The organism is Micromonospora sp. WMMD956, from assembly GCF_029626125.1.
Taxonomy (GTDB): Bacteria; Actinomycetota; Actinomycetes; order Mycobacteriales; family Micromonosporaceae; genus Micromonospora; species Micromonospora carbonacea.
This window is the reverse complement of record NZ_JARUBI010000005.1, coordinates 1,374,763-1,400,659: the sequence shown is the minus strand read 5'-3', so window position 1 is coordinate 1,400,659 and position 25,897 is coordinate 1,374,763. Positions and strand designations below refer to the sequence as shown.

Sequence of the window (25,897 nt, the reverse complement as noted above, 5' to 3'; positions counted from 1 at the left end):
GTCGCGTGTCTTTCTCGCGAATTTCGTACCCCTTTGGGGAAAAGCGGCGGGGTCAGCCGCCGTCCGGGTCATTCTGAACGGGTCCGTACCTGACCGGCTCCTGCGGGGAGAGCTGATGATCCGGGCCCGTCGTCTCCACAAGCTCATGACCATCGTGCTGGCCGGCGTGCTCGCCGGGCTGGCGCTCGCCGTGGCGGCGCTGCCGGCCGCCCTGGTCTTCGGGATCGGCATCCGGGGCATCACCGAGCCGTGGTCGGAGCTGCCGGCGTCGCTGCTCACGCCGCCCACGGCGCAACGGTCGACCCTCTACGCCGACGACGGCCGCACCCTGATCACGTCCTTCTACACCGAGGACCGGGTCGACGTGCCGCTGGCCCAGGTGGCGCCGGCGATGCGCCAGGCCGTCGTCGCCGCCGAGGACGTGCGCTTCTACGAGCACAAGGGCGTGGACCCGCGCGGCGTCGTCCGGGCGTTCACCGCCAACCGGCGCGACGGCGCGCCCCGGCAGGGCGCGTCGACCCTGACCATGCAGTACGTGCGCAACGTGCTGGCCGGCGACCCCGCCCTCACCGAGGAGCAGCGGGCCAAGGCCACCGAGGTCACCCTCACCCGCAAGATCAAGGAGATGCGGTACGCCCTGGCGCTGGAGCGCGAGCTCAGCAAGGACCAGATCCTCGCCGGCTACCTCAACATCGCCTACTTCGGCGCCGGCGCCTACGGGGTGGGCGCCGCCAGCAAGCGCTACTTCTCGAAGGCACCGGCGAAGCTCACCCTGGCCGAGTCGGCCCTGCTGGCCGGCCTGGTCCGCTCGCCGGACACCGACGACCCGATCAACGGCGACGCCGACGCGGCGCTGGCCCGCCGGGCGTACGTGCTGGACCGGATGGTCGAGACCGGCCAGGTCGCGCCCGAGGCGGCCGCGGCGGCGAAGGCCGAGCCGCTCAAGCTGAAGCCCAGCGCCACGCCGAACGACTGCACGGCCGTCCCGCAGGAGCACAGCGACTGGGGCTTCTTCTGCGACTGGTTCACCCGCTGGTGGGGCGAGCAGCCGGCGTTCGGCGCCACCGCCGACGAGCGGCAGCGCACCCTGCGCCGGGGCGGCTTCCGGATCGTCACCTCGCTCGACCCGGCGGTGCAGCGGACCGCCACGGAGCAGGTGCGCGACGTCTACGCCGTCGACGACCCCCGCGTCGCGCCGACCGCCGTGGTGCAGCCCGGCACCGGCCGGGTGCTCGCCCTCGCGGTGAACCGCAACTACAGCGTCGAGGAGAACCCGCAGGGCTGGCGCAACCGCCCGAACACGGTCAACCAGCTCGTCGCCGGGGGCGGCGCGATCAACGGGTACCAGGCCGGGTCGACGTTCAAGATCTTCGCGGTGCTCGCGGCGCTGGAGGCGGGCCTGCCGCTGGACACCCTGTTCGACGCGCCGTCCCGCATCGTCACCCGCTTCCCGGTGACCGGCGGCACCGCCGACTGCCGGGGCCGCTGGTGCCCGGCCAACGCCGACCCGCTCGGGATGGACGGCTACCGGACCATGTGGGACGCGTTCGGCCGCTCGGTGAACACCTACTTCGCCTGGCTCACCGAGCGGGTCGGCGCGGACCGGGTGGTGGAGATGGCCGAGCGGCTCGGCATCCGGCTGCGCGCCGAGCCCGACGCCAGGATGGCCCGCTACGGCGCGCGGGACTGGGGCCCGTTCACGCTGGGCGTCGCCGCGACCACCCCGCTCGACCTCGCCGGGGCGTACGCGGCGGTGGCCGCCGAGGGGATGTGGTGCGCGCCCACGCCGGTGGTGCGGATCCTCGACGCCGCCGGACGGGAGGTCGCCGCCGGACGCCCGGACTGCCGGCAGGTGCTCGACACGGACGTGGCCCGGGGCGCGGCCGACGCGGCCCGGTGCCCGGTCGGCGACCAGTCGATGTACGGCGGCTGCGCCGGCGGCACCGCCCCGGACCTGCGCGCCCGGCTGGGGCGGCCGGTGGCCGGCAAGACCGGCAGCTCGGAGGGGAACGGCACGGAGACCGTCGTCGCGTTCACGCCGCAGCTCGCCGTCGCCTCGATCGCCGCGAACCCGGACGATCCCCGCGACGCGGTCGGCCGGGCGGTCCAGGCCCAACTGGTCGACGTGGTGGGGCGCATCCTCTACGACACCCTCCAGGGCCAGCCGGTGCGTGACTTCGTCCCGCCGAGCGAGTCGGTGGCCCGACACGCCACCCCCCCTCGCGCCGGCAACTGACCGCCCGCCAAGGGCGCGGACGCCCTCCCTTGAGCAGTCCCCTCGATCGTTTGCTGCCTACCGGCGCGACACGCCGGACGGGATGCCGGTAGGCGACAAACGATCTTCCTGCGTCGGCCGCACGACGTAGCCCACCCTTCAGCTCCGCAGGGCGCGCGAAGGGTCGTCGGCCGCCGACGGGAGGGCTTCCGCGCCCCGGGCGATGTTCCTCGCCATGCCGCCGAAGACGATCGCGTGGAAGGGCAACACCGCGCCCCAGTACGCGTGCCCGGGCAGGCCCCTCGGCAGGAAGACCGCCCGCTGGACGTACCGGCTGACGCCGTCGCCGGCCGGCTCGGCGCGCATCTCCAGCCAGGCCCGGCCGGGCAGTCGCATCTCGGCGCGCAGCCGCAGCAGCTCGCCCGGGACGATCTCCTCGACCCGCCAGAAGTCCAGCGCCTCGCCGACGCGCAGCCGGTGCGGGTCGCGCCGGCCCCGGCGCAGCCCCACCCCGCCGACCAGCCGGTCCAGCCAGCCACGCACGGCCCAGGCGAGCGGGAACGAATACCAGCCGTGCTCTCCGCCGACGCCCTCGATCACCCGCCACAGCGCGTCGGCCGGGGCGTGCACGTCGCGTTCCCGCACGTCGGTGTAGGCCGTGCCGCCGGACCACTTCGGGTCGCTGGGCAGCGGCTCGGCCGGGGCGTCGGGCCCGCTCGCGGTGGACCAGCGGGTCTCCACCTGCGCGTCGCGGACCCGGGTGAGCGCCAGCTCGACCGCCCGGTCGAAGCCGGTCAGCCCGCCGGGCGGGTCCGGGACGTACGCCGCGATGTCGTGCTCGTGGGCGACCGCCTCGTGGACCAGGCTCTCGACCAGCGGCCGGGCGATCGCGTTGGGCACGGGGGTGATCAGGCCGACCCAGTGCGACGACAGCGACGGGGTCAGTGGCCGGACCGGAAGGATGATCCGCCGGCGCAGCCCGGCCACCCTGGCGTAGCGCTGCATCATGTCGCCGAAGGTGAGCACGTCGGGTCCGCCGATGTCGAACGCCCGGTCGACGTGCGGCGGCAGCGTGGCGCAGCCGACCAGGTAGTGCAGCACGTCCCGCACGGCGATCGGTTGGATCCGGTTGCGCACCCAGCGCGGGGTGACCATGGCGGGCAGCCGCTCGGTGAGGTGGCGCAGCATCTCGAACGACGCCGAGCCGGACCCGATGATCACCGCCGCCCGGAGCACCACCGTGGGCACCCCGCTGTCGAGCAGGATCCGGCCGACCTCGGCCCGGGACCGCAGGTGCGCCGACGGGAGCCCGTCGTCGGCCTTCGGCTCGGGGCCGCCGAGGTAGACGATCCGGCGTACGCCCGCGGCGCGCGCCGCGTCGGCGAAGGCGAGCGCGGCCTCCCGGTCGGCGGCCTCGAAGCCGGCCTGCCCGAGCGAGTGCACCAGGTAGTAGGCGACGTCCACGTCCGCGAACGCGGCCGGCAGGGTCTCCGGCCGGCGCAGGTCGCCCTCGGCGATCTCGGCCCGCGCCGCCCACGGCACGTCGCGCAGCCGGCCGGCGTGCCGGGCCAGGCAGCGCACCTGGTGCCCCTCGGTGAGCAGCAGCGGCGCGAGCCGCCCGCCGATGTATCCGGTCGCGCCGGTGACGAGGCATCTCACGGCCTCCAGTGTGCGGCTCCGTAGACTCGTTCGCTGTGGAGAACGCGAGGAGCGCCTTCCGGGGGCCGGAGCACACCCGTGGCTGAGCCGGGGGTGGCCGCGGAGCCGGCGGCCGACGACCGGGGCTGGCGGCTGCGCCACCTGCCCGTGCTGGTGGCCGTGTCGGCCGCGGTGGCGGCGCTGGGCGCGGCGGCCGGCGGCGTCTTCGGCGGGGCCGACGCGGCGCTCGGCGTGGCGGCCGGTGTCGCGGTCACGGTGGCCAGCTACGTCCTCACCACCGTGGTCCTGGCCTGGGCGGACGCGCGTAACCCGCAGCTCGTGCTGCCGTTCGGGGTGGGCCTGTACGTCGCGAAGTTCACCCTCCTGGGTGGCGTGATGGTGGCGGTCGCCTCGACGGGCTGGGCGGGCGTGGTCCCGCTCTGCCTGGGCATCGCCGTCGGCGTGGTCGTCTGGACCGGCGCGCACATCTGGTGGATCAGCACGGTGCACGCGCGCCGGACCAGGAGCTGAGGTTCCAGCGTCCCACGTTTCGGTACGACGCGCGATTGTGTCCGACACCGGTCGTTCATTCGGTGGCGCAAGGGGAGTAGCGTGCCCACAGACGACGCGCCCGCCCGACGCCCACACAACCACGGTTGTGCGGGGGGTGAGGCACAGCCTCGTTTCTCCGACTGATATCGTTCGCCCCGTCATGGCTGGTGACCAAAACCCCCGACCCAGCGGCGGCCCGGACGACATTCCGACCGGTGCCGGCCAGGGTTGGACCGCGCTCTCGTACCTCATCGGGGGCATGCTCGTCTGGGGTTTCATCGGCTGGCTGGTCGACCAGTGGCTCGACACCGGCGGCATCGCCACCGGGATCGGCGTCGTGCTCGGCATGGCCGGGGGGATCATCCTGGTCGTCCGCCGACTCGGCACGCCTACTTAGGAAGGGACGCGGTGTTCGGACAGGCGAACGTCCTGGCAGCGGGCCAGGCGGCATTCCCACCCAGCGTGGAGGACTTCTACCTGCCCAGCATCCTGCCCTGGGGTGCGCACGACTCCTACTGGTTCACCAAGATCACGGCCATGGTCTGGATCGCCGTCGGCGTCCTGATCATCTTCTTCCTGGCGACCTACCGGAAGCCGCAGCTCGTGCCGACGAAGAAGCAGTGGCTCGCCGAGTCCATCTACGGCTTCGTGCGCAACAACATCGCCGTCGACATGATCGGGCACGCGGGGGTGCGGTTCGCGCCGTACTTCACGACGCTGTTCTGCTTCATCCTGCTGACGAACTTCTTCGCGATTGTGCCGCTGTTCCAGATCTCGCCGAACTCGCACATCGCCTTCCCGGCCTTCCTCGCCGTGATCAGCTACGTGATGTTCATCTGGGTGGGCATCCGGCACCACGGTTTCGGCAAGTTCGTCAAGAACTCCCTGATCCCGCCGGCGCCGTGGTACATCCTGCCGCTGCTGATCCCGATCGAGTTCTTCTCGACCTTCCTGGTCCGGCCGTTCTCGCTGGCCGTCCGTCTCTTCGCGAACATGTTCGCCGGCCACATGCTCCTGCTGGTCTTCACGCTCGGCGGGTTCGCGATGCTCAGCGCCAACGCCTGGCTGGCCCCGGTCTCGGTGCTCTCGTGGGTGATGACCATCGCGCTCACCTTCCTCGAGTTCCTGGTCATCTGCCTGCAGGCATACGTCTTCACGGTGCTCACCGCCAGCTACGTGCAGGGCGCGCTCGCCGACGAGCACTGATCAACCTCGTACCACCCGTTGTCGTCCCGCGTGAGAGTCACGCGTGATAACCAGGAGGAACCCACTAATGGACTTCATCGCCGCGGTAGAGGGCAGCACCGCCGCCATCGGCTACGGTCTCGCGGCCATCGGCCCGGGCATCGGTGTCGGCCTGGTCTTCGCCGCCTACATCCAGTCGACCGCCCGGCAGCCGGAGTCGTCCCGGATGACCCTGCCGTACGTCTGGATCGGCTTCGCCGTCATCGAGGCGCTCGCGCTGCTCGGCATCGCCTTCGGCTTCATCTGGCAGGGCCAGCTCTAATCCCCGCCCCCCTTTGACCGGGAGGTCTCCCATGTACCTGCTCGCCGCAGAGGGTGGTGAGTCGACGCACAACCCGATCATCCCGATCTGGCAGGAGATCGTGGTCGGTGGCGTCGCCTTCATCCTGCTCTGCATCGTGCTGATGAAGTTCGTCTTCCCGCGCATGGAGCAGACGTTCCAGGCCCGGGTCGACGCGATCGAGGGTGGCATCAAGCGTGCCGAGGCCGCCCAGGCCGAGGCCAACCAGCTCCTTGAGCAATACCGTGCGCAGCTCGCCGAGGCGCGCACCGACGCCGCGAAGATCCGGGACGACGCCCGGGCCGACGCGGAGGGCATCCGGCAGGACATCCTCGCCAAGGCGCGGGAGGAATCCGACCGCATCATCGCCGCCGGCAAGGAGCAGCTCGCCGCCGAGCGGGCCACCATCGTGCGCGAGCTGCGCACGGAGGTCGGCACGATCGCGGTCGACCTGGCCAGCAAGATCGTCGGTGAGTCGCTGGCCGACGAGGCCCGCCGCAAGGGCACCGTCGACCGCTTCCTCAGCGACCTCGAGAGCGCGGGGGCCCGCTGATGCAGGCCGCCAGCCGGGAGTCGTACCAGGCCGCGACCGAGCGCCTGGCGGCGTACGCGCGGGGTGCGGAGCCGTCGGCGGTGGCCGCCACCGCCGACGACCTGCTCGCCGTCGCCGGCCTGCTGCGGCGCGAGCCGCGGCTGCGCCGGGCGCTGTCCGACCCGGCCCGGCCGGGCGCGGACCGCGCCGGGCTGCTGGGGGAGATGCTCCGGGGCAAGGTCGGCGCGGACGCGCTCGACCTGCTCACCGGGCTGGTCTCCGGCCGGTGGTCGGCGCCGTCGGAGCTGCTCGACGGTGTCGAGCGCCTCGGCGTGGAGGCGCTGCTGGCCAGCGCCGACGCGGCCGGCGACCTGGGCGAGGTCGAGGACGAGCTGTTCCGCTTCGGTCAGGTGGTCGCCGGGCAGCCCGCGCTGTCGGCGGCGCTGTCCGACCCGGTCGGCCCGGCCGAGCGGCGGGCCGAGCTGGCCCGCGAGCTGCTCGCCGGCAAGGCCCGCCCGGTCACCGTCCGCCTCGTCGAGGTGGCGCTGAACGGGTTCGGCGGGCGCTCCTTCACCGGCTCGCTGACCCGGCTGGTCGAGCTGACCGCCGACCGGCGGGACCGGCAGGTCGCGTACGTGACCGTGGCGGCCCCGTTGAGCGACGAGGACGAGCGCCGGCTCGGTGCCCGCCTCTCCGCGATGTACGGTCGGGAGGTCTCCGTCAAGCAGACGGTCGACCCCTCGGTCCTCGGCGGCGTCAGCGTCCGGGTCGGGTCCGACCTGTACGACGGCACCGTCCTGCGCCGCCTCAACGAGACCCGCAACGCGCTCGCGAAGCGCTGACCGGCGTCCCGCTGGCACACCGCGAACGCCTGGATTGACAGACGCCATTCGGACCGGTCGGTACTAGGTATCCCCGGGCCCCTGATACTTAAGGAAGCAGAGGATGGCCGAGCTGACCATCTCGACGGAGGAGATCCGCGGCGCCCTGGAGCGCTACGTCTCCTCCTACTCGCCCGACGTCTCCCGCGAGGAGGTCGGCACCGTCGCCGACACCGGCGACGGCATCGCCCACGTCGAGGGCCTGCCCTCGACCATGACCAACGAGCTCCTGGAGTTCGAGGACGGCACGCTCGGCGTGGCGCTGAACCTCGACGTCCGGGAGATCGGCGTCGTCGTTCTCGGTGACTCCGCCAAGCTCGAAGAGGGCCAGCGCGTCAAGCGCACCGGCCGGGTGCTCTCGGTGCCGGTCGGCGACGCCTTCCTCGGCCGCGTGGTCAACGCGCTCGGCCAGCCGATCGACGGCCTCGGTGACATCGCCAACGAGGGCTTCCGCGAGCTGGAGCTCCAGGCCCCGAACGTGATGGCCCGGCAGTCCGTGGACGAGCCGCTGCAGACCGGTATCAAGGCGGTCGACGCCATGACCCCGATCGGCCGGGGCCAGCGGCAGCTGATCATCGGTGACCGCAAGACCGGCAAGACCACGGTCGCCCTGGACACCATCCTCAACCAGCGGGACAACTGGCGCTCCGGCGACCCGAAGAAGCAGGTCCGCTGCATCTACGTCGCCATCGGCCAGAAGGCCTCCACGATCGCCTCGATCAAGGGCATCCTGGAGGAGGCGGGCGCGATGGAATACACCACCATCGTGGCCTCCCCGGCGTCCGACCCGGCCGGCTTCAAGTACCTGGCGCCCTACACCGGCTCGTCCATCGGGCAGCACTGGATGTACGGCGGCAAGCACGTCCTCATCGTCTTCGACGACCTGAGCAAGCAGGCCGAGGCGTACCGCGCCGTGTCGCTGCTGCTGCGCCGCCCGCCGGGCCGCGAGGCGTACCCGGGTGACGTCTTCTACCTGCACTCCCGGCTGCTGGAGCGCTGCGCGAAGCTCTCCGACGAGCTGGGCGGCGGCTCGATGACCGGCCTGCCGATCATCGAGACGAAGGCCAACGACATCTCGGCCTTCATCCCGACCAACGTCATCTCCATCACCGACGGCCAGATCTTCCTGGAGACGGACCTGTTCAACCAGGGCGTCCGGCCGGCCATCAACGTCGGCACCTCGGTCTCCCGGGTCGGCGGCGCCGCCCAGGTGAAGCCGATGAAGAAGGTCGCCGGCTCGCTGCGGCTCAACCTCGCCCAGTTCCGTGAGCTGGAGGCGTTCGCCGCCTTCGCCTCCGACCTGGACAAGGCCTCCCGCGCCCAGCTGGAGCGCGGTTCCCGCCTGGTCGAGCTGCTCAAGCAGCCGAACTACTCGCCGTTCCCGGTGCAGGAGCAGGTCGTCTCCGTCTGGGCCGGCACCGAGGGCAAGCTCGACGACATCCCCGTCGGCGAGGTCCGCCGGTTCGAGTCCGAGTTCCTCCAGTACCTGCGGCACAAGCACGAGGGCGTCCTCGCGGCGATCGCCGACAACAAGTGGGACGACGAGGTGATCTCCTCCCTCGACCAGGCCATCGTGAGCTTCAAGCAGACGTTCCTGGGCAAGGAGGACGAGCCCCGGATCAACGAGGCCCCGGCCGCCCCGCTGGAGGGTGACGTGGACCGCGAGACGGTGACCCGCTACCGCGACAACGCCGAGAAGCAGTAGGGCTGACTCATGGCGGCCCAGGTACGCGTTCTTCGTCAACGGATCCGCTCGGCGAAGGGGATGAAGAAGATCACCAAGGCGATGGAGCTCGTGGCGACGAGCCGGATCGCCAAGGCCCAGGCCCGGGTGGAGGCGTCCCTGCCGTACGCCCAGGCCATCACCGGCGTGCTCACCGCGCTGGCGTCCAACGCCCGGATCGACCACCCGCTGCTCACCCCGCGCGAGCGGGTGCGGCGGGCGGGCGTCCTGCTGGTGACCGCCGACCGGGGCCTGGCCGGCGGTTACAGCTCCAACGCGATCAAGACGGCGGAGTCGCTGATCGCCCGGCTGCGCGCCGAGGGCAAGGAGCCCGTGCTCTACGTCATCGGGCGCAAGGGCGTCGGGTTCTACCGGTTCCGCGACCGGCCGATCGAGGCGAACTGGACGGGCTTCTCGGAGCAGCCGACGTTCGCCGACGCCCGCGAGGTCGGTGAGACGCTGATCAAGGCGTTCACCGCCGGCGCGGACGACACCGACGGCTCCGCCGGGCCGGACGGGGTGCTCGGGGTCGACGAGCTGCACATCGTCTACACCGAGTTCCACTCCCTGATGACCCAGACCCCGGTCACGAAGGTCATCGGCCCGATGCAGGTCGAGGACCGGCCCAAGTCCGAGGGCCTGCTCCCGGCGTACGAGTTCGAGCCGGAGGCGGAGGCGCTGCTCGACGCGCTCCTGCCGAAGTACATCAACACGCGGATCTACGCGGCGTTGCTGGAGTCGGCGGCGAGCGAGTCGGCGTCGCGTCGGCGGGCGATGAAGAGCGCCACCGACAACGCCGAAGAGATGATCGAGAAGTACACGCGTGAGATGAACTCGGCCCGCCAGGCCGGGATCACCCAGGAGATCAGCGAGATCGTCGGCGGCGCGAACGCGCTCGCCGCGTCGGGAAGTGAAGTGTGATGACTGCCCCAGTAGAGACCAAGACGGCCACCGGTCGGGTGGTCCGGGTCATCGGCCCGGTCGTCGACGCCGAGTTCCCGCGCGACGCCATGCCGACCCTGTTCAACGCCCTGAACGTCCAGGTGAGCCTCTCCGGCGGCGAGAAGACGCTGACCCTGGAGGTCGCCCAGCACCTGGGCGACAACCTGATCCGCGCCATCTCGATGCAGCCGACCGACGGCCTGGTGCGCGGCGCCGAGGTGCGCGACACCGGCTCGCCGATCACCGTGCCGGTGGGCGACACCGTCAAGGGCCACGTGTTCAACGCCATCGGCGAGTGCCTCAACCTCACCGAGGGCGAGACGCTCAGCCCCGACGACCACTGGGGCATCCACCGCAAGGCCCCGGCCTTCGCGGACCTGGAGCCGAAGACCGAGATGCTGGAGACCGGCATCAAGGTCATCGACCTGCTCGCCCCGTACGTCAAGGGCGGCAAGATCGGCCTGTTCGGCGGCGCGGGCGTGGGCAAGACGGTGCTCATCCAGGAGATGATCACCCGCGTGGCGCGGAACTTCGGTGGCACGTCGGTCTTCGCCGGCGTGGGTGAGCGCACCCGTGAGGGCAACGACCTCATCGCCGAGATGACCGAGTCCGGCGTCATCGACAAGACCGCGCTGGTCTACGGCCAGATGGACGAGCCGCCGGGCACCCGGCTGCGCGTCGCCCTGTCCGCGCTGACCATGGCGGAGTACTTCCGCGACGTGAAGAAGCAGGAGGTGCTGCTCTTCATCGACAACATCTTCCGCTTCACCCAGGCCGGTTCCGAGGTGTCCACCCTGCTCGGCCGGATGCCGAGCGCCGTGGGTTACCAGCCGACCCTGGCCGACGAGATGGGCGAGCTCCAGGAGCGGATCACCTCCGTCCGGGGCCAGGCCATCACCTCGCTCCAGGCGATCTACGTGCCGGCGGACGACTACACCGACCCCGCCCCGGCCACCACGTTCGCCCACCTCGACGCGACCACCAACCTGGAGCGGTCGATCTCCGACAAGGGCATCTACCCGGCCGTGGACCCGCTGGCGTCCTCGTCCCGGATCCTCGCCCCGGAGTTCGTCGGCGCCGAGCACTTCGCGGTGGCCACCGAGGTCAAGCGGATCCTGCAGAAGTACAAGGACCTGCAGGACATCATCGCCATCCTCGGCATCGAGGAGCTCTCCGAGGAAGACAAGATCACCGTGCAGCGCGCGCGGCGCATCGAGCGCTTCCTGTCGCAGAACACCTACGCCGCCGAGCAGTTCACCGGCGTGCCGGGCTCGACGGTCCCGATCGCCGAGACCATCGAGGCGTTCAAGAAGATCAGCGAGGGTGAGTACGACCACTTCCCCGAGCAGGCCTTCTTCATGTGCGGTGGCCTGGAGGACCTGGAGCGCAAGGCCGCGGAGCTGATGAAGAGCTAGACGCACGTCACACCGTCGAGGGCCGTCCCGGAAACATCCGGGGCGGCCCTCGTTCATCTACAGGCCCTATGATCTCCGCTGTCCGGTCGCTGATCGGCGGCTCGGCCAAACGCGAGGTACCGTCGACTCACGCCGTCCCCCGGACGAGTGAACATCGTTGCAACTTTTCGGCAGCGTGCGCCCGTCTCCACTTCGTGGGCGTGACGAACGGAGATGCTCGTGGGTAAGGGCGGCAGGAAGAAACCGTCGGCGTGGTCCCGGGTGCCCCGCTGGGCGCGGGTGTGCACGGTCTTCGGTTCCGTGCTCATGCTGCTCAGCGGCGCGGTGCTGGTCGGCTACGAGGCGCTGATGGCCCGCTACGAGGGCGCGGTGGGCAAGGGCGACCTGTTCGGCGACCAGGCCGCCGGCGCCCAGGAGCGCAAGAGCGACATCAAGGGCCCGCTCAACATCCTGCTGGTCGGCATCGACCCGCGCGACGCGAAGACCCCGCCGCTGGCCGACTCGATCATGGTCCTGCACATTCCGAGCGAGCTGGACCGGGCCTACCTCTTCTCGCTGCCCCGGGACCTGCGGGTCGAGATCCCGAGGTTCAGCAAGGCGGACTTCAACGGCGGCACCGACAAGCTCAACGCCGCCATGTCGTACGGCAGCCGGGTGCCGGGGCAGAATCCCGACGCGGCCCGGGGCTTCGAGCTGCTGGCCAAGACCGTGCAGCAGGTGACCGGCATCGACCGCTTCGACGCGGGCGCGATCATCAACTTCACCGGCTTCCAGAAGATCGTCGACGCGATGGGCGGCGTCGACATGTACATCGAGCGCGAGGTGCGCTCCGAGCACCGCGAGCCGAGCGGCGTGCACCGCAAGGGCAACCCGAACGGCGAGGGCTACATCGGCCCGCAGGCGGTCTACAAGAAGGGCAACCAGCACCTCAGCGGCTGGCAGGCGCTGGACTACGTCCGGCAGCGGTACCCGAAGAACGGCGTCCCCGACGCCGACTACGGCCGGCAGCGGCACCAGCAGCAGTTCATCAAGGCGATGGTCGACCAGGCGTTCAGCGCCGACGTGGTGACCAACCCGATCAAGCTGGACAAGGTGATCCGGGCCGCCGGGCAGTCGCTGATCTTCAACGGCCGGGGCAACAGCGTGGTCGACTTCGCGATCGCGCTCAAGGACATCCGCTCGAACAACGTCGAGCTGATCAAGCTGCCGGGGGAGAACATCGGCACCGGGTCGGCGTACCGGGGGGAGCGGCTGCGGCCCGAGGCGGAGGACTTCTTCACCGCCCTGGAGAAGGAACAGCTCGACGCCTTCCTGCTGGAGCACCCGGATTTCCGGAACAAGACGAAGTAGCGTTTCCCCGGGCCGAACGGGGCGCTCCTCAGGCGCGGGTGGCGCAGCTTACGCCACCCGCGTTGGGGGCCCGCGACGGGCGCGACTAGACTTTCGGAAATCCGCCGCCGCAGCAAGGAGACAGCGTGGCACAGCAGCTTCACGTCGAGCTCGTAGCCGTCGAGGAGAAGGTCTGGTCCGGCGAGGCCGAGATGGTCGTCGCCCGCACGACCGAGGGTGAGCTGGGTGTGCTGCCGGGGCACGCGCCCCTGCTGGGGCAGCTCGCCGAGCCCGGCCAGGTCCGCATCAAGCTTCCCGGCGGCGAGCAGGTCTCGTACGAGGTGGCCGGTGGCTTCCTCTCGGTGAGCCGCGAGGGCGTCACCGTGCTGGCCGAGAGCGCCACCCCGGTCACCGCCGCGCAGAGCCGCTGAGCCGCCCCGCCGATGGAGATCGTGGAAGGGATCGGAATCGGCGTCGCCGCGGTGCTCGTGGCCCTGTTCGTCCTCTTCCTCCGGCGCGCGCTGGTCACCCGTAGCGGTGGGATCATCCGGCTTAGCGTCCGGGTGACCACCGTGCTCGACGGGCGGGGCTGGTCGCCCGGTTTCGGCCGGTTCGCCGGTGACGAACTCCGGTGGTACCGGATGTTCAGTTTCGCCCTGCGCCCTAAGCGCGTGCTCTCCCGCAAGACGCTGGTCGTGGAGCGCCGCCGGCTGCCCGAGGGGCAGGAACGCCTCTCCATGCCCGCCGACTGGGTGATCCTGCGCTGTGCCAGTCGCCATGTGCCGGTGGAGATCGCCATGGCCCGCTCCACCGTCACGGGCTTCCTGTCCTGGCTAGAGGCCGCCCCGCCCGGGGCGGCCTCGCCGCGTCTGGCCCCCCAGGACTGGCCCGCCGCCTAACCCGCCCCGCCCCAAAGTTCCCCGGCAGGCCCCCACCCCCACCCCCACCCCGCCCGGCCCCGCTCCCGTCCCCGCCCCGTGCGCGATCTTGCACTTTGGGCCCCGGCGAACGGGGCAAAAGGCGCATCCCGAGGGCCGCAAGTGCAAGATCGCGGTGGTCGGGGGCGCGCCGGGGGCGGGGTGGGTTTCGGGTGGGCAGGGGCGGGGACTCTGCCGGCCCGTGGTGGGCGGGCCCAGCCGACCGGGTGGGCCCGCTGGTGAGCGGCTGGCGGCCCGATCACCCGCGGGGGAGACGGGTCAGCGTTGGCCGCCCGGGACCCATAGCACGTCGCCCGCCGGATTCGCCGTTCTTGACAGGATGAAGAGCAGATCGGAGAGCCGGTTGAGATACTTTGCCGGGAGGGTGCTGGTCCGGTCGGGGTCGTGCGCGACCAGTGCCCACGCCGCCCGCTCGGCCCGCCGGGCGATCGTCCGTGCCACGTGCAGCAGCGCCGCTCCCGCGGTGCCGCCGGGGAGGATGAAGGAGTCGAGCTTGCCCAGGCGTGCGTTGAACTCGTCGCACCATCCTTCGAGCCGCTCCACGTACTCCTCGGTGACCCGCAGCGGCGGATACTTCGGGTCCGGCTCCACCGGCGTGGACAGGTCGGCGCCCACGTCGAACATGTCGTTCTGGATCGACCCGAGCACCGCCCGCAACTCGTCGTCGAGCTGGCCGAGGGCGAGCGCGACGCCGATCGCGGCGTTGCACTCGTCCACGTCCGCGTACGCGGCGATCCGCGGATCGGTCTTGGGCACCTGCTCGTTGTTGCTCAGCCTGGTCATGCCGGCGTCGCCGGCCTTGGTGTAGATGCGCGTGAGGTGGACGGCCATGACGCACAGCCTACGGATACCGGACCTGACGATCCCCGCCCGACCGGCCCCGGCGCGCCCCGCCGGGCTCGGCCCCGGCGACGCCGGCGACCCGGCGGTCAACGACGTCGACGTCATCCGCGTCGCCGGTGACGCCCGCCTCGCCGGCACGGTGCACGTGGTCGGGGCGAAGAACTCGGCCCTCAAGCTGATGGCCGCCGCGCTGCTCGCCCCCGGCCGCACCGTGATCACCAACGTCCCGCGCATCACCGACATCGCCATCATGGGCGAGGTGCTGCGCCGGCTGGGCTGCGGCGTCCGCTTCGACGCCGACGAGCCGGTCGATCCGATGGTGGCCCGGGGCGGCGTGGCCCGGTCCCGGTCGGTCACCATCGACGTGCCCGAGCTGCCCGGCGCGGAGGCCGACTACGACCTCGTGCGCCGGCTGCGCGCGTCCATCTGCGTGCTGGGCCCGCTGCTGGCCCGCCGGGGGTACGTCCGGGTGGCCCACCCCGGCGGGGACGCCATCGGCTCCCGGGGGCTGGACATGCACGTCGCCGGGCTGACCCGGATGGGCGCGGACATCTCCGGCGAGCACGGCTTCGTCATCGCCGCCGCCCCGGACGGCCTGCACGGCGCGGACATCGTCCTCGACTTCCCCAGCGTCGGTGCCACCGAGAACCTGGTGATGGCCGCCGTGCTGGCCCAGGGCACGACGGTGATCGACAACGCGGCCCGGGAGCCGGAGATCGTCGACATCTGCTCGATGCTGATCCGGATGGGCGCGCGCATCGAGGGGGAGGGCACCTCCACCCTGCACATCGACGGGGTGCCCGAGCTGCGGCCGGTGCGGCATGCCACGGTGGGGGACCGCATCGTCGCCGGGACCTGGGCGTTCGCCGCCGCGATGACCCGGGGGGACGTCACCGTCACCGGCATCGACCCGGGCTTCCTGGAGGTCGCGCTGGACAAGCTGGTCTGCGCCGGCGGCCTGGTGGAGACCCGGGGCGACGCCTTCCGGGTACGGATGGACGAGCGGCCCACGTCCGTCGACGTGGTCACCCTGCCGTACCCGGGGTTCGCCACGGACCTGCTGCCGATGGCGATCGGCCTCGCGGCGGTGAGCGACGGCGCGTCCCTGATCACCGAGAACATCTTCGACGGCCGGTTCATGTTCGCCAACGAGATGATGCGGCTCGGCGCGGACATCAAGACCGACGGGCACCACGCCGTCGTGCGGGGCCGGGACCGGCTCTCCGGCGCGCCCGTGCGGGCCACCGACATCCGGGCCGGCGCGGGGCTGATCATCGCCGGGCTCTGCGCGGACGGGGTCACCGAGGTCTCGCACGTGCACCACGTCGACCGTGGCTACCCGGACTTCGTCGCCGACCTGCGGGCGCTCGGCGTGGAGGTCGAGCGGGGCAGCGTACCGGAGGAACCGGCCCTGGAGATCTGAGCGCGCGCGGACGGGCCCGGCGCGCGCCGCGCGGCCTGTGCCCGGCGGCCCGCGCCCCGGCGCGCGTCGGGCGCCCCCGTCCCAGCCTGCGCGCCGCGCGGCCCTCGGCTTAGTCTTCGTTCAGTGTCGCCGCTAGGGTGCTGCCAGGCACTCATTCAGGCGAGGGAGAAGCAGATGGCGGGTCGACTCGCAGTTGTCGGGGCCGGGCTGATGGGCTCGGGCATCGCCCAGGTGGCGGCGCAGGCGGGATGGCAGGTGACGCTGCGGGACCTGGACGACGCGGCCACCGGCCGCGGACTGGCCGGCATCCGGAAGTCGCTGGAGAAGTTCGCCGAGAAGGGCAAGATCGAGCCGGGCGAGGTGGACGCCGCGCTCGGCCGGATCACCCCGACGACCGACCTGGAGGCGGTGGCCGACGCGGACATCGTCGTCGAGGCGGTCTTCGAGCGGCTGGAGATCAAGCAGGAGGTCTTCCGGGCCCTGGACAAGCTCTGCAGGGCCGACGCGGTGCTCGCCACCAACACCTCGGCCATCCCGGTCACCCAGATCGCCGCCGTCACCGAGCGCCCAGAGTCGGTCGTCGGCACGCACTTCTTCTCGCCGGTGCCGATGATGAAGCTGTGCGAGCTGGTCCGGGGCTACAAGACCAGCGACGAGACCCTGGCCACCGCGAGGGCGTTCGCCGAGGAGATCGGCAAGACCGTCGTCGTGGTGAACCGGGACATCGCCGGCTTCGTCACCACCCGGCTGATCGCCGCGCTGGTCGTCGAGGCGGTCAAGCTGGTCGAGTCCGGCGTGGTGTCGGCCGAGGACCTGGACACCGCCTGCAAGCTCGGCTTCGGGCACGCGATGGGGCCGCTGGCGACCACCGACCTGACCGGCGTCGACGTGCTCATGCACGCCTCGAAGAACATCTACACCGACACGGCCGACGAGAAGTTCTTCCCGCCGGAGCTGCTCCAGCGGATGGTCACCGCCGGTGACCTGGGGCGCAAGACGGGCAAGGGCTTCTACACGTACTGACGGTTGCGGCGTGGCCCGCAGGTGCGCTCGCCTGCGGGCCGGCCCCCTGCGGCGGGGCGGCGTCAGGGGCGGGCGAGGGCGGCGCCCAGCAGGGCGAAGGCGTCCGGGACGACCCGCCCCCAGTAGGTGAAGTCGTGCCGGCCGTCGGCGTACTCTTCCCGGACCGGGGGCTCGGGCAGGGCGCGGGCCAGCGCCTGCACCTCGCGTAGCAGCCCGTCCTGCCGGCCGCACCAGAGCCCGACCGGGGTGCCGCGCAGCCGGGCCGCGCCGGTGAAGACGGCGTCCCCGTCGCGTACGGCGGGGGAGAAGGCGGCCACCGCGCGCAGCCAGCCGGGGAAGGTCTCGGCGAGCAGCAGCGACCCGAAGCCGCCCATCGACCAGCCCCAGGCGGCGACCCGGGCGACGTCGAAGCCGCGCTCGGCGCACCAGGCCGGCACCTCCTCGCGCACCATCCGCTGCGGGTCGTCGGCCCCCGAGGGTCGCCAGGAGAGCCGGCCGCCGGTCGCCCCGGCGAGGACGAACGGCGGCGCGCCGCGGCGCACGGCGTCGGTGAGGAACCGGGCGAGACCGAAGCGCGCGTAGTCGCGCGGGGTGGCCGACGCGCCGTGCAACACCAGGCAGACCGGCAGCCCCCGCCCGTCGCCGTGGCCGGCGGGCACGGCCGTCCAGAAGTCGACGGTACGGCCCCGGGCCGCCGACTCCCGCCGGAGCAGCCGCTCGTCGCCGGCCGGGGCGTCCGGCAGCTCGGGGGCCGGCCCCGGGCGGGGGCGGGTCGCCTCCCGGGCCGCCACGCCACCGCCCACGGCGAGCACCGCCGCGCCGGCCCCGGCCATCAGCACCCCGCGCCGACTCAGTCGCGCCACCACCGGCACAGTCTCCCAGCCCCGCCCCGCATCGGCTGCCCCGCGTTCGGCGCGCGGGTGGGGATCGGCGGTGAGCGGGGTACCCCGCTCTACCGAATGCGTTAACAGGGGGCCCTTCCTTGCACCGCCTCAGCCGTCGCGCTTCGTCGTCCAGCGGAAGGTGGTCAGGCACAGGACCAGGCCGATCACGCACCACAGGCCCAGCACGAGGGCGACCCGGCCCAGCTCGAACGAGCCGCCCGGCTCCTGCGCGCCGAAGCCGTCGGGCAGGAAGACCGAGCGCAGGCCCTGGCACATCCACTTCAGCGGGAACAGCGCCGCCACCTGCTGCATCCAGGAGGGCAGGTTGGTGAAGACGAAGAAGACGCCGGAGATGAACTGGAGGACGAGGGCGACCGGGGTGACCACGGCCGAGCCGCTGCGCGCCGTGCGGGCCAGCGACGAGATCGCGATGCCGCACAGGGTGCACGCGGTGACCCCGAGGACGGAGACCCAGCCGAAGGTGAGCCACCTGCCGGCCGTGCCGGGCAGTTCCAGGTCGAACAGGGCGACCGAGACGGCGAGCAGCAGGGCGGTCTCGGCGACGCCGACCGCCACCACCATGATCACCTTGCCGGCGAACCACACCCACTTCGGCATCGGCGTGCCCCGGTAGCGCTTCAGCACCCCCCGGTCCCGCTCGATCGGGATCCAGATGCCCAGGTTCTGGAAGCTGACCGTCATCAGGCCGGTCGCGATCATGCCGGTGATGAAGTACTGCGTGTAGCTCACCCCGGGGGCGATCTCGTCGCTGAAGATGGCCGCGAAGATCAGGATCATGATGATCGGGAAGCCCATCGTGAACACGACGGACTCCCGGCTGCGCAGGAACTGGGTGATCTCCAGCCGGCCCTGGCGCAGGGCGAGCGTGCCCGCGCCCGGCCGGCGGGCGGGCGCGGCGGCGGTGGCCGGGGCCGCCGGCTTCGTCGTGGTCGTCATCGGTGTCCGATCATGGTCAGGTAGACGTCTTCCAGGGTCGGCCGGGTCACCGTGAGGCCGGGGACCTCGCCGCCGTAGCGCGCGGCCAGCTCGGCGACCAGGGCCGTCGGCGTCGCGCTCTCCGCGCTCTCCGGCACCCCGTCGGGGGTACGCCAGGAGACCGTCGCCAGGGACTCCTGGCGGTTGCCCAGCAGCTTCGGCGGGGCCACCTCGATCACCCGTCCGGCGGCGATCACCCCGACCCGGTCGGCGAGCGCCTCGGCCTCGTCGAGGTAGTGGGTGGTCAGCACGATGGTGGTGCCGGCGGCGGCCAGGTCCCGGATCAGCTCCCAGAACTCGCGCCGCGCCTCCGGGTCGAACCCGGTGGTCGGCTCGTCGAGGAAGAGCAGCTCGGGGCAGCCGATGATGCCCAGCGCCACGTCGAGGCGGCGCTTCTGCCCGCCCGAGAGGGTGTGCGTGCGGGCCTTCGCCTTCGCGCCGAGGCCGACCCGCTCGACGACCTTCGCCGGGTCGTCGGCGTCGGGATAGAAGCCCGAGAAGTGCCGGACCACCTCGCCGACGGTCAGCTCGTCGAACTCGCCGGTGCCCTGGAGCACGATGCCGACCCGGGAGCGCCAGTCCGGGGTGGGGTCGGCGGGGTCGCTGCCCAGCACCCGGACCTCGCCGGAGTCGCGCCGCCGGTAGCCCTCCAGGATCTCCACCGTGGTGGTCTTGCCCGCCCCGTTCGGGCCGAGGAGCGCGAACACCTCGCCCCGCCGGACGTCGAGGTCCACGCCCGCCACCGCGACGTTGTCGCCGTACGCCTTGCGCAGCCCCCGGACGGAGATCGCCAGCTCGTCATCCATGCCGTCAAGTGTGCGACCTGGGCGGGACGGGCGGGCAGGCGGGCCTGTGTGGTTTTGCACAACCCGTTCTACTGAGCGGTAACTTAAACTCCGGAAATGGACGAGAAGGCCCCCGCCGGCCGGCTGCCCGAGCGCGACCGCCCCTGGCTGATGCGCACCTATGCCGGCCACTCCTCGGCCGCCGCGAGCAACGCCCTCTTCCATCGCAACCTGGCCAAGGGGCAGACCGGCCTGTCGGTCGCCTTCGACCTGCCCACCCAGACCGGATACGACCCCGACCACGAGCTCGCGGCCGGCGAGGTCGGCCGGGTCGGGGTGCCCGTGGCGAACCTCGGCGACATGCGGGCCCTCTTCGACGGCATCCCGCTGGCCGACACGAACACGTCCATGACGATCAACGCGCCGGCCATGTGGCTGCTCGCCCTCTACGGCACGGTCGCCGCCGAGCAGGGGGCGGAGCTGGCCCGCTGCGCCGGCACCACGCAGAACGACATCATCAAGGAGTACCTGTCCCGGGGCACGTACATCTTCCCGCCGGCGGCGTCGCTGCGGCTCACCGCCGACCTGGTCGCGTACGCGCTGCTCCGGATGCCCCGGTGGAACCCGGTGAACATCTGCTCCTACCACCTCCAGGAGGCCGGGGCGACGCCAGTGCAGGAGGTCGGCTTCGCCCTCGCCACCGCCGTCGCCGTCCTCGACGCGGTGCGCGACTGCGGCCAGGTGCCGCCCGGGCGGATGGGCGACGTCGTCGCCCGGGTCTCGTTCTTCGTCAATGCCGGGGTGCGGTTCGTCGAGGAGACCGCCAAGATGCGCGCGTTCGGCGCGCTCTGGGACGAGATCACCCGCGAGCGCTACGGCGTGACCGACCCCGGGCAGCGCCGCTTCCGGTACGGGGTGCAGGTCAACTCGCTCGGGCTGACCGAGGCCCAGCCGGAGAACAACGTCCAGCGCATCGTGCTGGAGATGCTCGGCGTCACCCTCTCCCGGGACGCCCGCGCCCGCGCCGTGCAGCTCCCGGCCTGGAACGAGGCGCTGGGCCTGCCCCGCCCCTTCGACCAGCAGTGGTCGCTGCGGATGCAGCAGGTCCTCGCGTACGAGTCGGACCTGCTGGAATATCCGGACCTGTTCGCCGGCTCGCACGTGATGACCGCGCTGGTCGACGGGATCGTCGCCGGGGCGCGGGCCGAACTGGAGAAGGTGCTGGGGATGGGCGGCGTGGTGGCCGCCGTCGAGTCCGGATACCTCAAGAGCGCGCTGGTCGCCTCGCTCGCCGAGCGCCGCCGCCGGCTGGAGTCCGGCGCGGACACGGTGGTGGGCGTCAACCGGTTCACCGGGACCGAGCCGTCGCCGCTGACCATGGCCGGCGCCGGGTCGATCGAGCAGGTCGACCCGGCGGCGGAGGCGGCGGCCGTGACCGCCGTACGCGACTGGCGGGCCGGGCGTGACGGCGCGGCGGTCGACGCGGCACTGGAACGGCTGCGCGCGGACGCCGCGACCACCGCCAACCTGATGCCGGCGACGCTGGAGTGCGTGCGGGCCGGGGTGACCACCGGAGAGTGGGCCGGCGCGCTGCGGCGGGTCTTCGGCGAGTACCGCGCGCCGACCGGGCTGGCCGGCGGTGCCGGGGCGGGCGGCGACGCGACGCTGGCCGCCGTGCGGGAGCGGGTCGCCGTGACCGGCCGGGAGTTGGGCGGCGGCCGGCTGCGGCTGCTGGTCGGCAAGCCCGGCCTCGACGGGCACTCCAACGGGGCCGAGCAGATCGCCGTGCGCGCCCGCGACGCCGGGTTCGAGGTGATCTACCAGGGGATCCGGCTGACCGCCGGCCAGATCGTCGCCGCCGCCGTGGAGGAGGACGTCGACCTCGTCGGCCTGTCCGTGCTCTCCGGCTCGCACCTGGCCGTCGTGCCGGCGGTGCTGGACGGCCTGCGCGCCGCCGGCCGGGGCGACCTGCCGGTGGTGGTCGGCGGCATCATCCCGGCCGGCGACGCCGACGCGCTGCGGGCGGCCGGCGTCGCCCGGGTCTTCACGCCGAGGGACTTCGCGCTGACCGGCATCGTCGACGAGATGGTCACCGTGGTCCGCCACGCCAACGGCTTGTAAGGAAGGGCCCCCTGTTAACGCTTTTCGTTGTGCAGGGGGCCCCTGTTAACACCTGCCGGCAGCGGTCAGCGGCCGGCCTGAGCGGTCAGCGGCTGGCGTAGGTCATGCAGTCGGCCATGTCGTTGTCCGGCCCGACGCGGATCGCCGGAGCGTGACACTCCAGGTCGGCGTTGTGCCGGCAGTCCGAGCGCTGACACGCGCCGACCTGGGCGATCATCGTGTCGATGCCGCCCCGGACGGGCATCTCGACGAACGTGTGGCAGTGCGCGTGATCGGTGCTGCCGATCGTGATGGCGAACGCGTGGCAGTCGCCGGTGTGGTTGTAGGCGCAGGCTGCGACCACGCATTCCTGGACGCGGGGCATCTCCATCGCCGTAGTCATGACGACCTCCTCTGGGTTCTCGAATCTCCCCCTATATTAGTTTTTTGTCGGTTTTGTCGTTGCGGATCGGTCATCCCGGCCGGCCGCGACCGGGTCACCCGGCCGGCGTCGCCCCCAGCACCTCGGAGAGCGGGGCCGGCCGCAGGCCCAACTCGGCGAGCCCGGCCAGGATGCGCGGCAGCGCCTCGTCGGTCATGGGGGCGTTCGCCTCGGTGACGTGCAGGACGACGACCGAGCCGGGACGCACCCGGGACAGCACCGCGTCGACGACCGGCCGCCAGGACTTCGCGAACGGGTCCCCGCTGACGACGTCCCCGTCCACCACGGTCACGCCCAGCGGGGCGAGTTCGGCCAGCGCGGTGCGGTCGTGGCACAGCCCGGGGAAACGGAAGTAGCGGGTCTGCCGGCCGCCGTACGGGGCGATCACGTCGAACGTCCTGGCCACGTCGGCGGCCATCCGCTGCCGGGGGATCGTCGGCAACTGGTAGCAGTCGGCGGTGAAGGCGAGATGGCCGTACGTGTGGTTGGCCAGCTCGAAGCGCGGATTGGCGGCCAGGCGACGGGTCACCCCGGGGTACTCCTCGACCCACTTGCCGGTCAGGAAGAAGGTGGCCGGCACCCGCTCCCGCTCCAGCAGGTCGATGATCGCCAGGTTCGCGTACGACCGCACCGCCCCGCTGCGCAGCTGGTACCGCATGGCGTCCGTCATGTCCGCGTCGAAGGTCAACGCCACCAGATTGCCGACGCGCGGCCCGTGGTCGACCACCGGGGGCCGCCGGTCGGTGCGGCTCGCGCCCGGGCGGGCCGTGGCGGAGGGCTCCGCGCCGGGCTCGTCGGCCCGCCCGTCCCGTTCCGGCCGCGAGGGGCCTCCCGGTCGCCCCGATGCCGACACCGGCGGGGTCGGGCGGTTCGTCCCCTGGCCGGGCCGGTCCTCCCCGTCGGCGGCGGGGGGTGTCGCGGCCGTGGGCACCCGGCCGATGGCGGCCCGGCCGGGAGCGTCCGACGGCGCGGGCGCGACGAGGAGGACGGCGACGCCCGCCAGGGCGGCGAGCGTCGCGATCAGTGGTACGCGAGAGGTCTGTGCGGGCACCGGGAGATGATCTCTTGGCGGCTGCCCGTCGGCTGCCCCACCCCACCGGGGCCGTGCCGTCGGGGCTGCGCCGTCCGTTGGGATGTCGGGGAGACGGCGGTATCCCGCCCCGTTGATGCCCCCACCTGCCTGGCATCCCGTCACGCCCCCACCGGGATGGGCGGATTGTCCGACTCGGCGAGGCGGGGTGGGCGTGGGGCGTGGGTGCGGGGCGTGGTGCGGGGCGTGGGCGTCGAGGCCGGCACCCGGCCCGGGCGTGGGCCCGGGGGTGGGGTGGCCGGCGGCACCCGTGGGCCGGAATCTCGACGGGGTCGGGGTCGTTACACCTGACGCACGACCGAAGCAGCACCCACCAGACCCCCCGACCCAGCAGCCCCCCGCCCCCAGGGGTGGTGGCCGGTCGCCGGGAATGGGCGCGGGTCGCCGGTCGTTACACCTGGACCCGGGCCGGCACCACCACTGATGGCAGCCGCCCCGGTCCCCTTCCCCCGCTCGTCTTTCCCCCTTTTGTTCGTTGTTCGGGCGCCTCGACGTGGTGCTCGCACACCCCCACACCACCCCCGTTCGGGGCGTGAGGGTGTGCCGACCCCCCGATTGGAGTCACCCCCCATGAACACGACCATCCTGCGCAAGAGCGTCCTGGGCATCGCCGGACTCGCCTTCGCCGGTGGCCTCGCCGCCGGCCCCCTCCACCACACCACCACCGACACCGGTGACGCGCGGCCCGTCGCCACCACCACCCAGTCCAGCGGCGTGGACGCCGGGAAGCTCATCCCCCACGGCGTGCAGGGCACCCAGTCCCGCATCCACCTCGACCCGGAGCAGACCGCCAACGTCAAGGCCATCATCGCCGCCACCAAGAAGGCCGGCCTCGACGAGCGGGCCGCGGTCATCTCCATCGGCACCGCGTTGCAGGAGTCGAAGCTGCAGAACCTGGGCCACCTCGGCGACCGCAACGACCACGACTCCCTCGGCCTGTTCCAACAGCGCCCCTCCAGCGGCTGGGGCACCCCCGAACAGATCACCGACCCCGAGTACGCGACGACAGCATTCCTCAAGGGCCTGCGACAGGTCGACGGCTGGCAGAACATGGCCCTGACCGACGCCGCCCAGACCGTCCAGGTCTCCGCCTACCCCGACGCCTACGCGCAGTGGGAACAGCAGGCCGCCGACCTCGTCACCCAGCACTGGAACAACAGCTGACACCACAACCAGCCACAACCAGCCACCGGCCGGGCCCCGATGACGGGGCCCGGCCGGTGGCTGGTTGCGTGGGGCGTACCGGATCAGACGCGGTAGCCGGCGGCGCGGGCGGCCTGGCGTTCGCGGCGGCGGCCCCGGCGGCGGCGCAGGAACCAGACGGTGAAGGCGGCCAGGCCGAGCAGGAAGGCCAGCACCAGCACCGGCAGGATGATCGCCACCAGGGACATGACGACGCTGGTGGCGTCCTCGGCGGTGCTGGCCACCGGCGCGCCGAATCCGGCGGTGGTCGCGTTGATCACCGGGCGGGCGGCGGACTTGAGCAGGTGGACGCCGAGCGCGATGAGCACGCCGGTGACCACCGGCACCCAGTCGTTGGACGAGAAGAAGCTGCCCGGGTCGCTCACGGTGACCGTCTCGGAGGTGGCGCCCGCGCCGAAGGCCAGGCCGCCGGCGGTCGGCCGGACCACGGTCTGTACGACGTCGTTGACGTGGTCGAGCACCGGCACCTTGTCGGCGACGACCTCGACGGCGAGCAGCACCGCGAGGATGGCGACGACCCAGCCGTTGCCGAGCCACTGCCAGCCGCCGGGCAGGTCGATCAGGTCGGTGTAGCGGGCGAGCAGTCCCATGGTCAGCAGGGGTATGTAGGCGTTCAGGCCGGCCGACGCGGCCAGCCCGGTACCCGTGAGGACTTCGAACACCGTCTCAGCATGGCACCGGCGCGCCAGTGCCGCTCGGCGGTGGACACCGGCGTCTGGGCTACCCTCTCCGGGTGCGGCTGGTGATTGCGAAGTGCTCGGTGGACTACGTCGGACGGCTCTCGGCACATCTGCCGTTGGCCACGCGCCTATTGATGGTGAAGGCGGACGGGTCGGTGTCGATCCACGCCGACGACCGGGCGTACAAGCCGTTGAACTGGATGAGTCCGCCCTGCCGGCTGGAGGAGGCCCCCGGCGTGTGGCGGGTGGTCAACAAGGCCGGCGAGGAGCTGCGGATCACCCTGGAGGAGGTCTTCCAGGACACCTCGTACGAGCTGGGCGTCGACCCCGGGCTGCGCAAGGACGGCGTCGAGGCGCACCTCCAGGAGCTGCTGGCGGCCAACCCGACGGCGCTGGGCGAGGGCTACACGCTGGTGCGCCGGGAGTACATGACGGCGATCGGGCCGGTGGACCTGCTCTGCCGGGACGCCGACCTCGGCGCCGTCGCCGTCGAGGTGAAGCGGCGCGGCGAGATCGACGGGGTGGAGCAGCTCACCCGCTACCTCGAACTGATGAACCGCGACCCCCTGCTCGCCCCGGTCACCGGCGTCTTCGCCGCCCAGGAGATCAAGCCGCAGGCCCGGGTGCTGGCCACGGACCGGGGCATCCGGTGCGTGGTCGTCGACTACGACAAGCTGCGCGGGATCGAGCGCGACGAGCTGACCCTGTTCTGAGCGCTCACCGCCCGCCCGGCGGGAG

At 72.2% G+C, this 25,897-nt stretch carries 26 protein-coding genes; 18 read left to right on the top strand and 8 right to left on the bottom strand.

Annotation, left to right across the window (positions count from 1 at the left end):
* Positions 1-115 precede the first annotated feature (115 nt).
* Entirely contained in the window at positions 116-2,236 is a 2,121-nt protein-coding gene (locus O7628_RS06440; protein ID WP_278129062.1) for a transglycosylase domain-containing protein, read from the top strand.
* A gap of 138 nt (positions 2,237-2,374) precedes the next feature.
* Here O7628_RS06440 and O7628_RS06435 read toward each other — a convergent pair whose 3' ends face one another.
* On the bottom strand, positions 2,375-3,874 hold the full coding sequence (locus tag O7628_RS06435; RefSeq protein ID WP_278129060.1) for an SDR family oxidoreductase: 1,500 nt from the start codon (positions 3,872-3,874) through the stop codon (positions 2,375-2,377).
* A gap of 78 nt (positions 3,875-3,952) precedes the next feature.
* Between O7628_RS06435 and O7628_RS06430 the strand changes: the two genes are divergently transcribed.
* The 12 genes from O7628_RS06430 (at position 3,953) to O7628_RS06375 (ending at position 13,651) form a co-directional block, all read left to right on the top strand.
* Positions 3,953-4,384 (top strand): hypothetical protein, encoded by a 432-nt coding sequence (locus O7628_RS06430; RefSeq protein WP_278129058.1) that lies wholly within the window; start codon positions 3,953-3,955, stop codon positions 4,382-4,384.
* Positions 4,385-4,565: 181 nt separating this feature from the next.
* Positions 4,566-4,802 carry an AtpZ/AtpI family protein gene (locus O7628_RS06425; RefSeq protein ID WP_074472880.1) on the top strand — a complete coding sequence of 79 codons (237 nt, stop codon included), beginning with the start codon at positions 4,566-4,568 and terminating at the stop codon, positions 4,800-4,802.
* 11 nt (positions 4,803-4,813) lie between these two features.
* On the top strand, positions 4,814-5,611 hold the full coding sequence (atpB, locus tag O7628_RS06420; protein WP_278129054.1) for a F0F1 ATP synthase subunit A: 798 nt from the start codon (positions 4,814-4,816) through the stop codon (positions 5,609-5,611).
* A 67-nt stretch (positions 5,612-5,678) separates the two neighbouring features.
* Positions 5,679-5,912: an ATP synthase F0 subunit C gene (locus tag O7628_RS06415; RefSeq protein ID WP_178066246.1), complete on the top strand. Its 234-nt coding sequence runs from the start codon at positions 5,679-5,681 to the stop codon at positions 5,910-5,912.
* Between the two features lie 31 nt (positions 5,913-5,943).
* Positions 5,944-6,483: a F0F1 ATP synthase subunit B gene (locus tag O7628_RS06410; RefSeq protein ID WP_278129050.1), complete on the top strand. Its 540-nt coding sequence runs from the start codon at positions 5,944-5,946 to the stop codon at positions 6,481-6,483.
* Positions 6,483-7,304, top strand: a complete 822-nt coding sequence (locus O7628_RS06405; protein WP_278129049.1) for a F0F1 ATP synthase subunit delta — start codon at positions 6,483-6,485, stop codon at positions 7,302-7,304. Before O7628_RS06410 ends, O7628_RS06405 begins: the two co-directional genes overlap by 1 nt.
* Before the next feature lie 103 nt (positions 7,305-7,407).
* A complete protein-coding gene (gene atpA / locus O7628_RS06400) occupies positions 7,408-9,048 on the top strand; it encodes a F0F1 ATP synthase subunit alpha (RefSeq protein ID WP_278129047.1) in 1,641 nt (546 codons plus the stop codon).
* Positions 9,049-9,057: 9 nt separating this feature from the next.
* Positions 9,058-9,987 (top strand): F0F1 ATP synthase subunit gamma, encoded by a 930-nt coding sequence (locus tag O7628_RS06395; protein ID WP_074472774.1) that lies wholly within the window; start codon positions 9,058-9,060, stop codon positions 9,985-9,987.
* Positions 9,987-11,423, top strand: a complete 1,437-nt coding sequence (atpD, locus tag O7628_RS06390) for a F0F1 ATP synthase subunit beta (protein ID WP_278129044.1) — start codon at positions 9,987-9,989, stop codon at positions 11,421-11,423. The genes O7628_RS06395 and atpD overlap by 1 nt, the downstream gene beginning before the upstream one ends.
* Before the next feature lie 213 nt (positions 11,424-11,636).
* The gene (locus O7628_RS06385) at positions 11,637-12,773 is read left to right on the top strand and encodes an LCP family protein (RefSeq protein ID WP_278129042.1); all 1,137 of its coding nucleotides are present in this window, start codon (positions 11,637-11,639) and stop codon (positions 12,771-12,773) included.
* 125 nt (positions 12,774-12,898) lie between these two features.
* The gene (locus O7628_RS06380) at positions 12,899-13,183 is read left to right on the top strand and encodes a F0F1 ATP synthase subunit epsilon (RefSeq protein ID WP_043966060.1); all 285 of its coding nucleotides are present in this window, start codon (positions 12,899-12,901) and stop codon (positions 13,181-13,183) included.
* 12 nt (positions 13,184-13,195) lie between these two features.
* A complete protein-coding gene (locus O7628_RS06375; RefSeq protein ID WP_043966062.1) occupies positions 13,196-13,651 on the top strand; it encodes a DUF2550 domain-containing protein in 456 nt (151 codons plus the stop codon).
* A 297-nt stretch (positions 13,652-13,948) separates the two neighbouring features.
* Here O7628_RS06375 and O7628_RS06370 read toward each other — a convergent pair whose 3' ends face one another.
* Positions 13,949-14,521 carry a cob(I)yrinic acid a,c-diamide adenosyltransferase gene (locus O7628_RS06370; protein ID WP_077938546.1) on the bottom strand — a complete coding sequence of 191 codons (573 nt, stop codon included), beginning with the start codon at positions 14,519-14,521 and terminating at the stop codon, positions 13,949-13,951.
* On the opposite strand from O7628_RS06370, the gene murA reads away from it, so the two are divergent.
* Together murA and O7628_RS06360 are read left to right on the top strand one after the other, a co-directional pair.
* Positions 14,520-15,956 carry a UDP-N-acetylglucosamine 1-carboxyvinyltransferase gene (murA, locus tag O7628_RS06365; protein WP_074472778.1) on the top strand — a complete coding sequence of 479 codons (1,437 nt, stop codon included), beginning with the start codon at positions 14,520-14,522 and terminating at the stop codon, positions 15,954-15,956. The two genes, O7628_RS06370 and murA, sit on opposite strands and share 2 nt — an antisense overlap.
* 174 nt (positions 15,957-16,130) lie before the next feature.
* Complete coding sequence (locus tag O7628_RS06360; RefSeq protein WP_043966069.1) at positions 16,131-16,979, top strand: 3-hydroxyacyl-CoA dehydrogenase family protein; 849 nt, start codon at positions 16,131-16,133, stop codon at positions 16,977-16,979.
* Positions 16,980-17,041: 62 nt separating this feature from the next.
* On the opposite strand, the gene O7628_RS06355 is transcribed toward O7628_RS06360, so the two are convergent.
* From O7628_RS06355 to O7628_RS06345, 3 genes are all read right to left on the bottom strand, one after another.
* Complete coding sequence (locus tag O7628_RS06355; RefSeq protein WP_278129036.1) at positions 17,042-17,845, bottom strand: alpha/beta hydrolase-fold protein; 804 nt, start codon at positions 17,843-17,845, stop codon at positions 17,042-17,044.
* Between the two features lie 126 nt (positions 17,846-17,971).
* The gene (locus tag O7628_RS06350) at positions 17,972-18,820 is read right to left on the bottom strand and encodes an ABC transporter permease (protein ID WP_074472780.1); all 849 of its coding nucleotides are present in this window, start codon (positions 18,818-18,820) and stop codon (positions 17,972-17,974) included.
* On the bottom strand, positions 18,817-19,665 hold the full coding sequence (locus O7628_RS06345; RefSeq protein ID WP_278129033.1) for an ABC transporter ATP-binding protein: 849 nt from the start codon (positions 19,663-19,665) through the stop codon (positions 18,817-18,819). The genes O7628_RS06350 and O7628_RS06345 overlap by 4 nt, the downstream gene beginning before the upstream one ends.
* Positions 19,666-19,761: 96 nt before the next feature.
* Between O7628_RS06345 and O7628_RS06340 the strand changes: the two genes are divergently transcribed.
* Complete coding sequence (locus tag O7628_RS06340; RefSeq protein ID WP_278129032.1) at positions 19,762-21,765, top strand: protein meaA; 2,004 nt, start codon at positions 19,762-19,764, stop codon at positions 21,763-21,765.
* Positions 21,766-21,850: 85 nt separating this feature from the next.
* Here O7628_RS06340 and O7628_RS06335 read toward each other — a convergent pair whose 3' ends face one another.
* Entirely contained in the window at positions 21,851-22,147 is a 297-nt protein-coding gene (locus tag O7628_RS06335) for a DUF1540 domain-containing protein (protein ID WP_043966077.1), read from the bottom strand.
* Positions 22,148-22,241: 94 nt separating this feature from the next.
* On the bottom strand, positions 22,242-23,237 hold the full coding sequence (locus O7628_RS06330; RefSeq protein WP_278129030.1) for a polysaccharide deacetylase family protein: 996 nt from the start codon (positions 23,235-23,237) through the stop codon (positions 22,242-22,244).
* A 609-nt stretch (positions 23,238-23,846) separates the two neighbouring features.
* Here O7628_RS06330 and O7628_RS06325 point away from each other — a divergent pair.
* Positions 23,847-24,440, top strand: a complete 594-nt coding sequence (locus tag O7628_RS06325) for a hypothetical protein (RefSeq protein WP_278127502.1) — start codon at positions 23,847-23,849, stop codon at positions 24,438-24,440.
* An 83-nt stretch (positions 24,441-24,523) separates the two neighbouring features.
* On the opposite strand, the gene O7628_RS06320 is transcribed toward O7628_RS06325, so the two are convergent.
* Positions 24,524-25,141 (bottom strand): DUF4126 domain-containing protein, encoded by a 618-nt coding sequence (locus O7628_RS06320; RefSeq protein WP_278129028.1) that lies wholly within the window; start codon positions 25,139-25,141, stop codon positions 24,524-24,526.
* Between the two features lie 71 nt (positions 25,142-25,212).
* On the opposite strand from O7628_RS06320, the gene nucS reads away from it, so the two are divergent.
* Positions 25,213-25,872 carry an endonuclease NucS gene (gene nucS, locus O7628_RS06315; RefSeq protein WP_043966085.1) on the top strand — a complete coding sequence of 220 codons (660 nt, stop codon included), beginning with the start codon at positions 25,213-25,215 and terminating at the stop codon, positions 25,870-25,872.
* Positions 25,873-25,897: the final 25 nt, after the last annotated feature.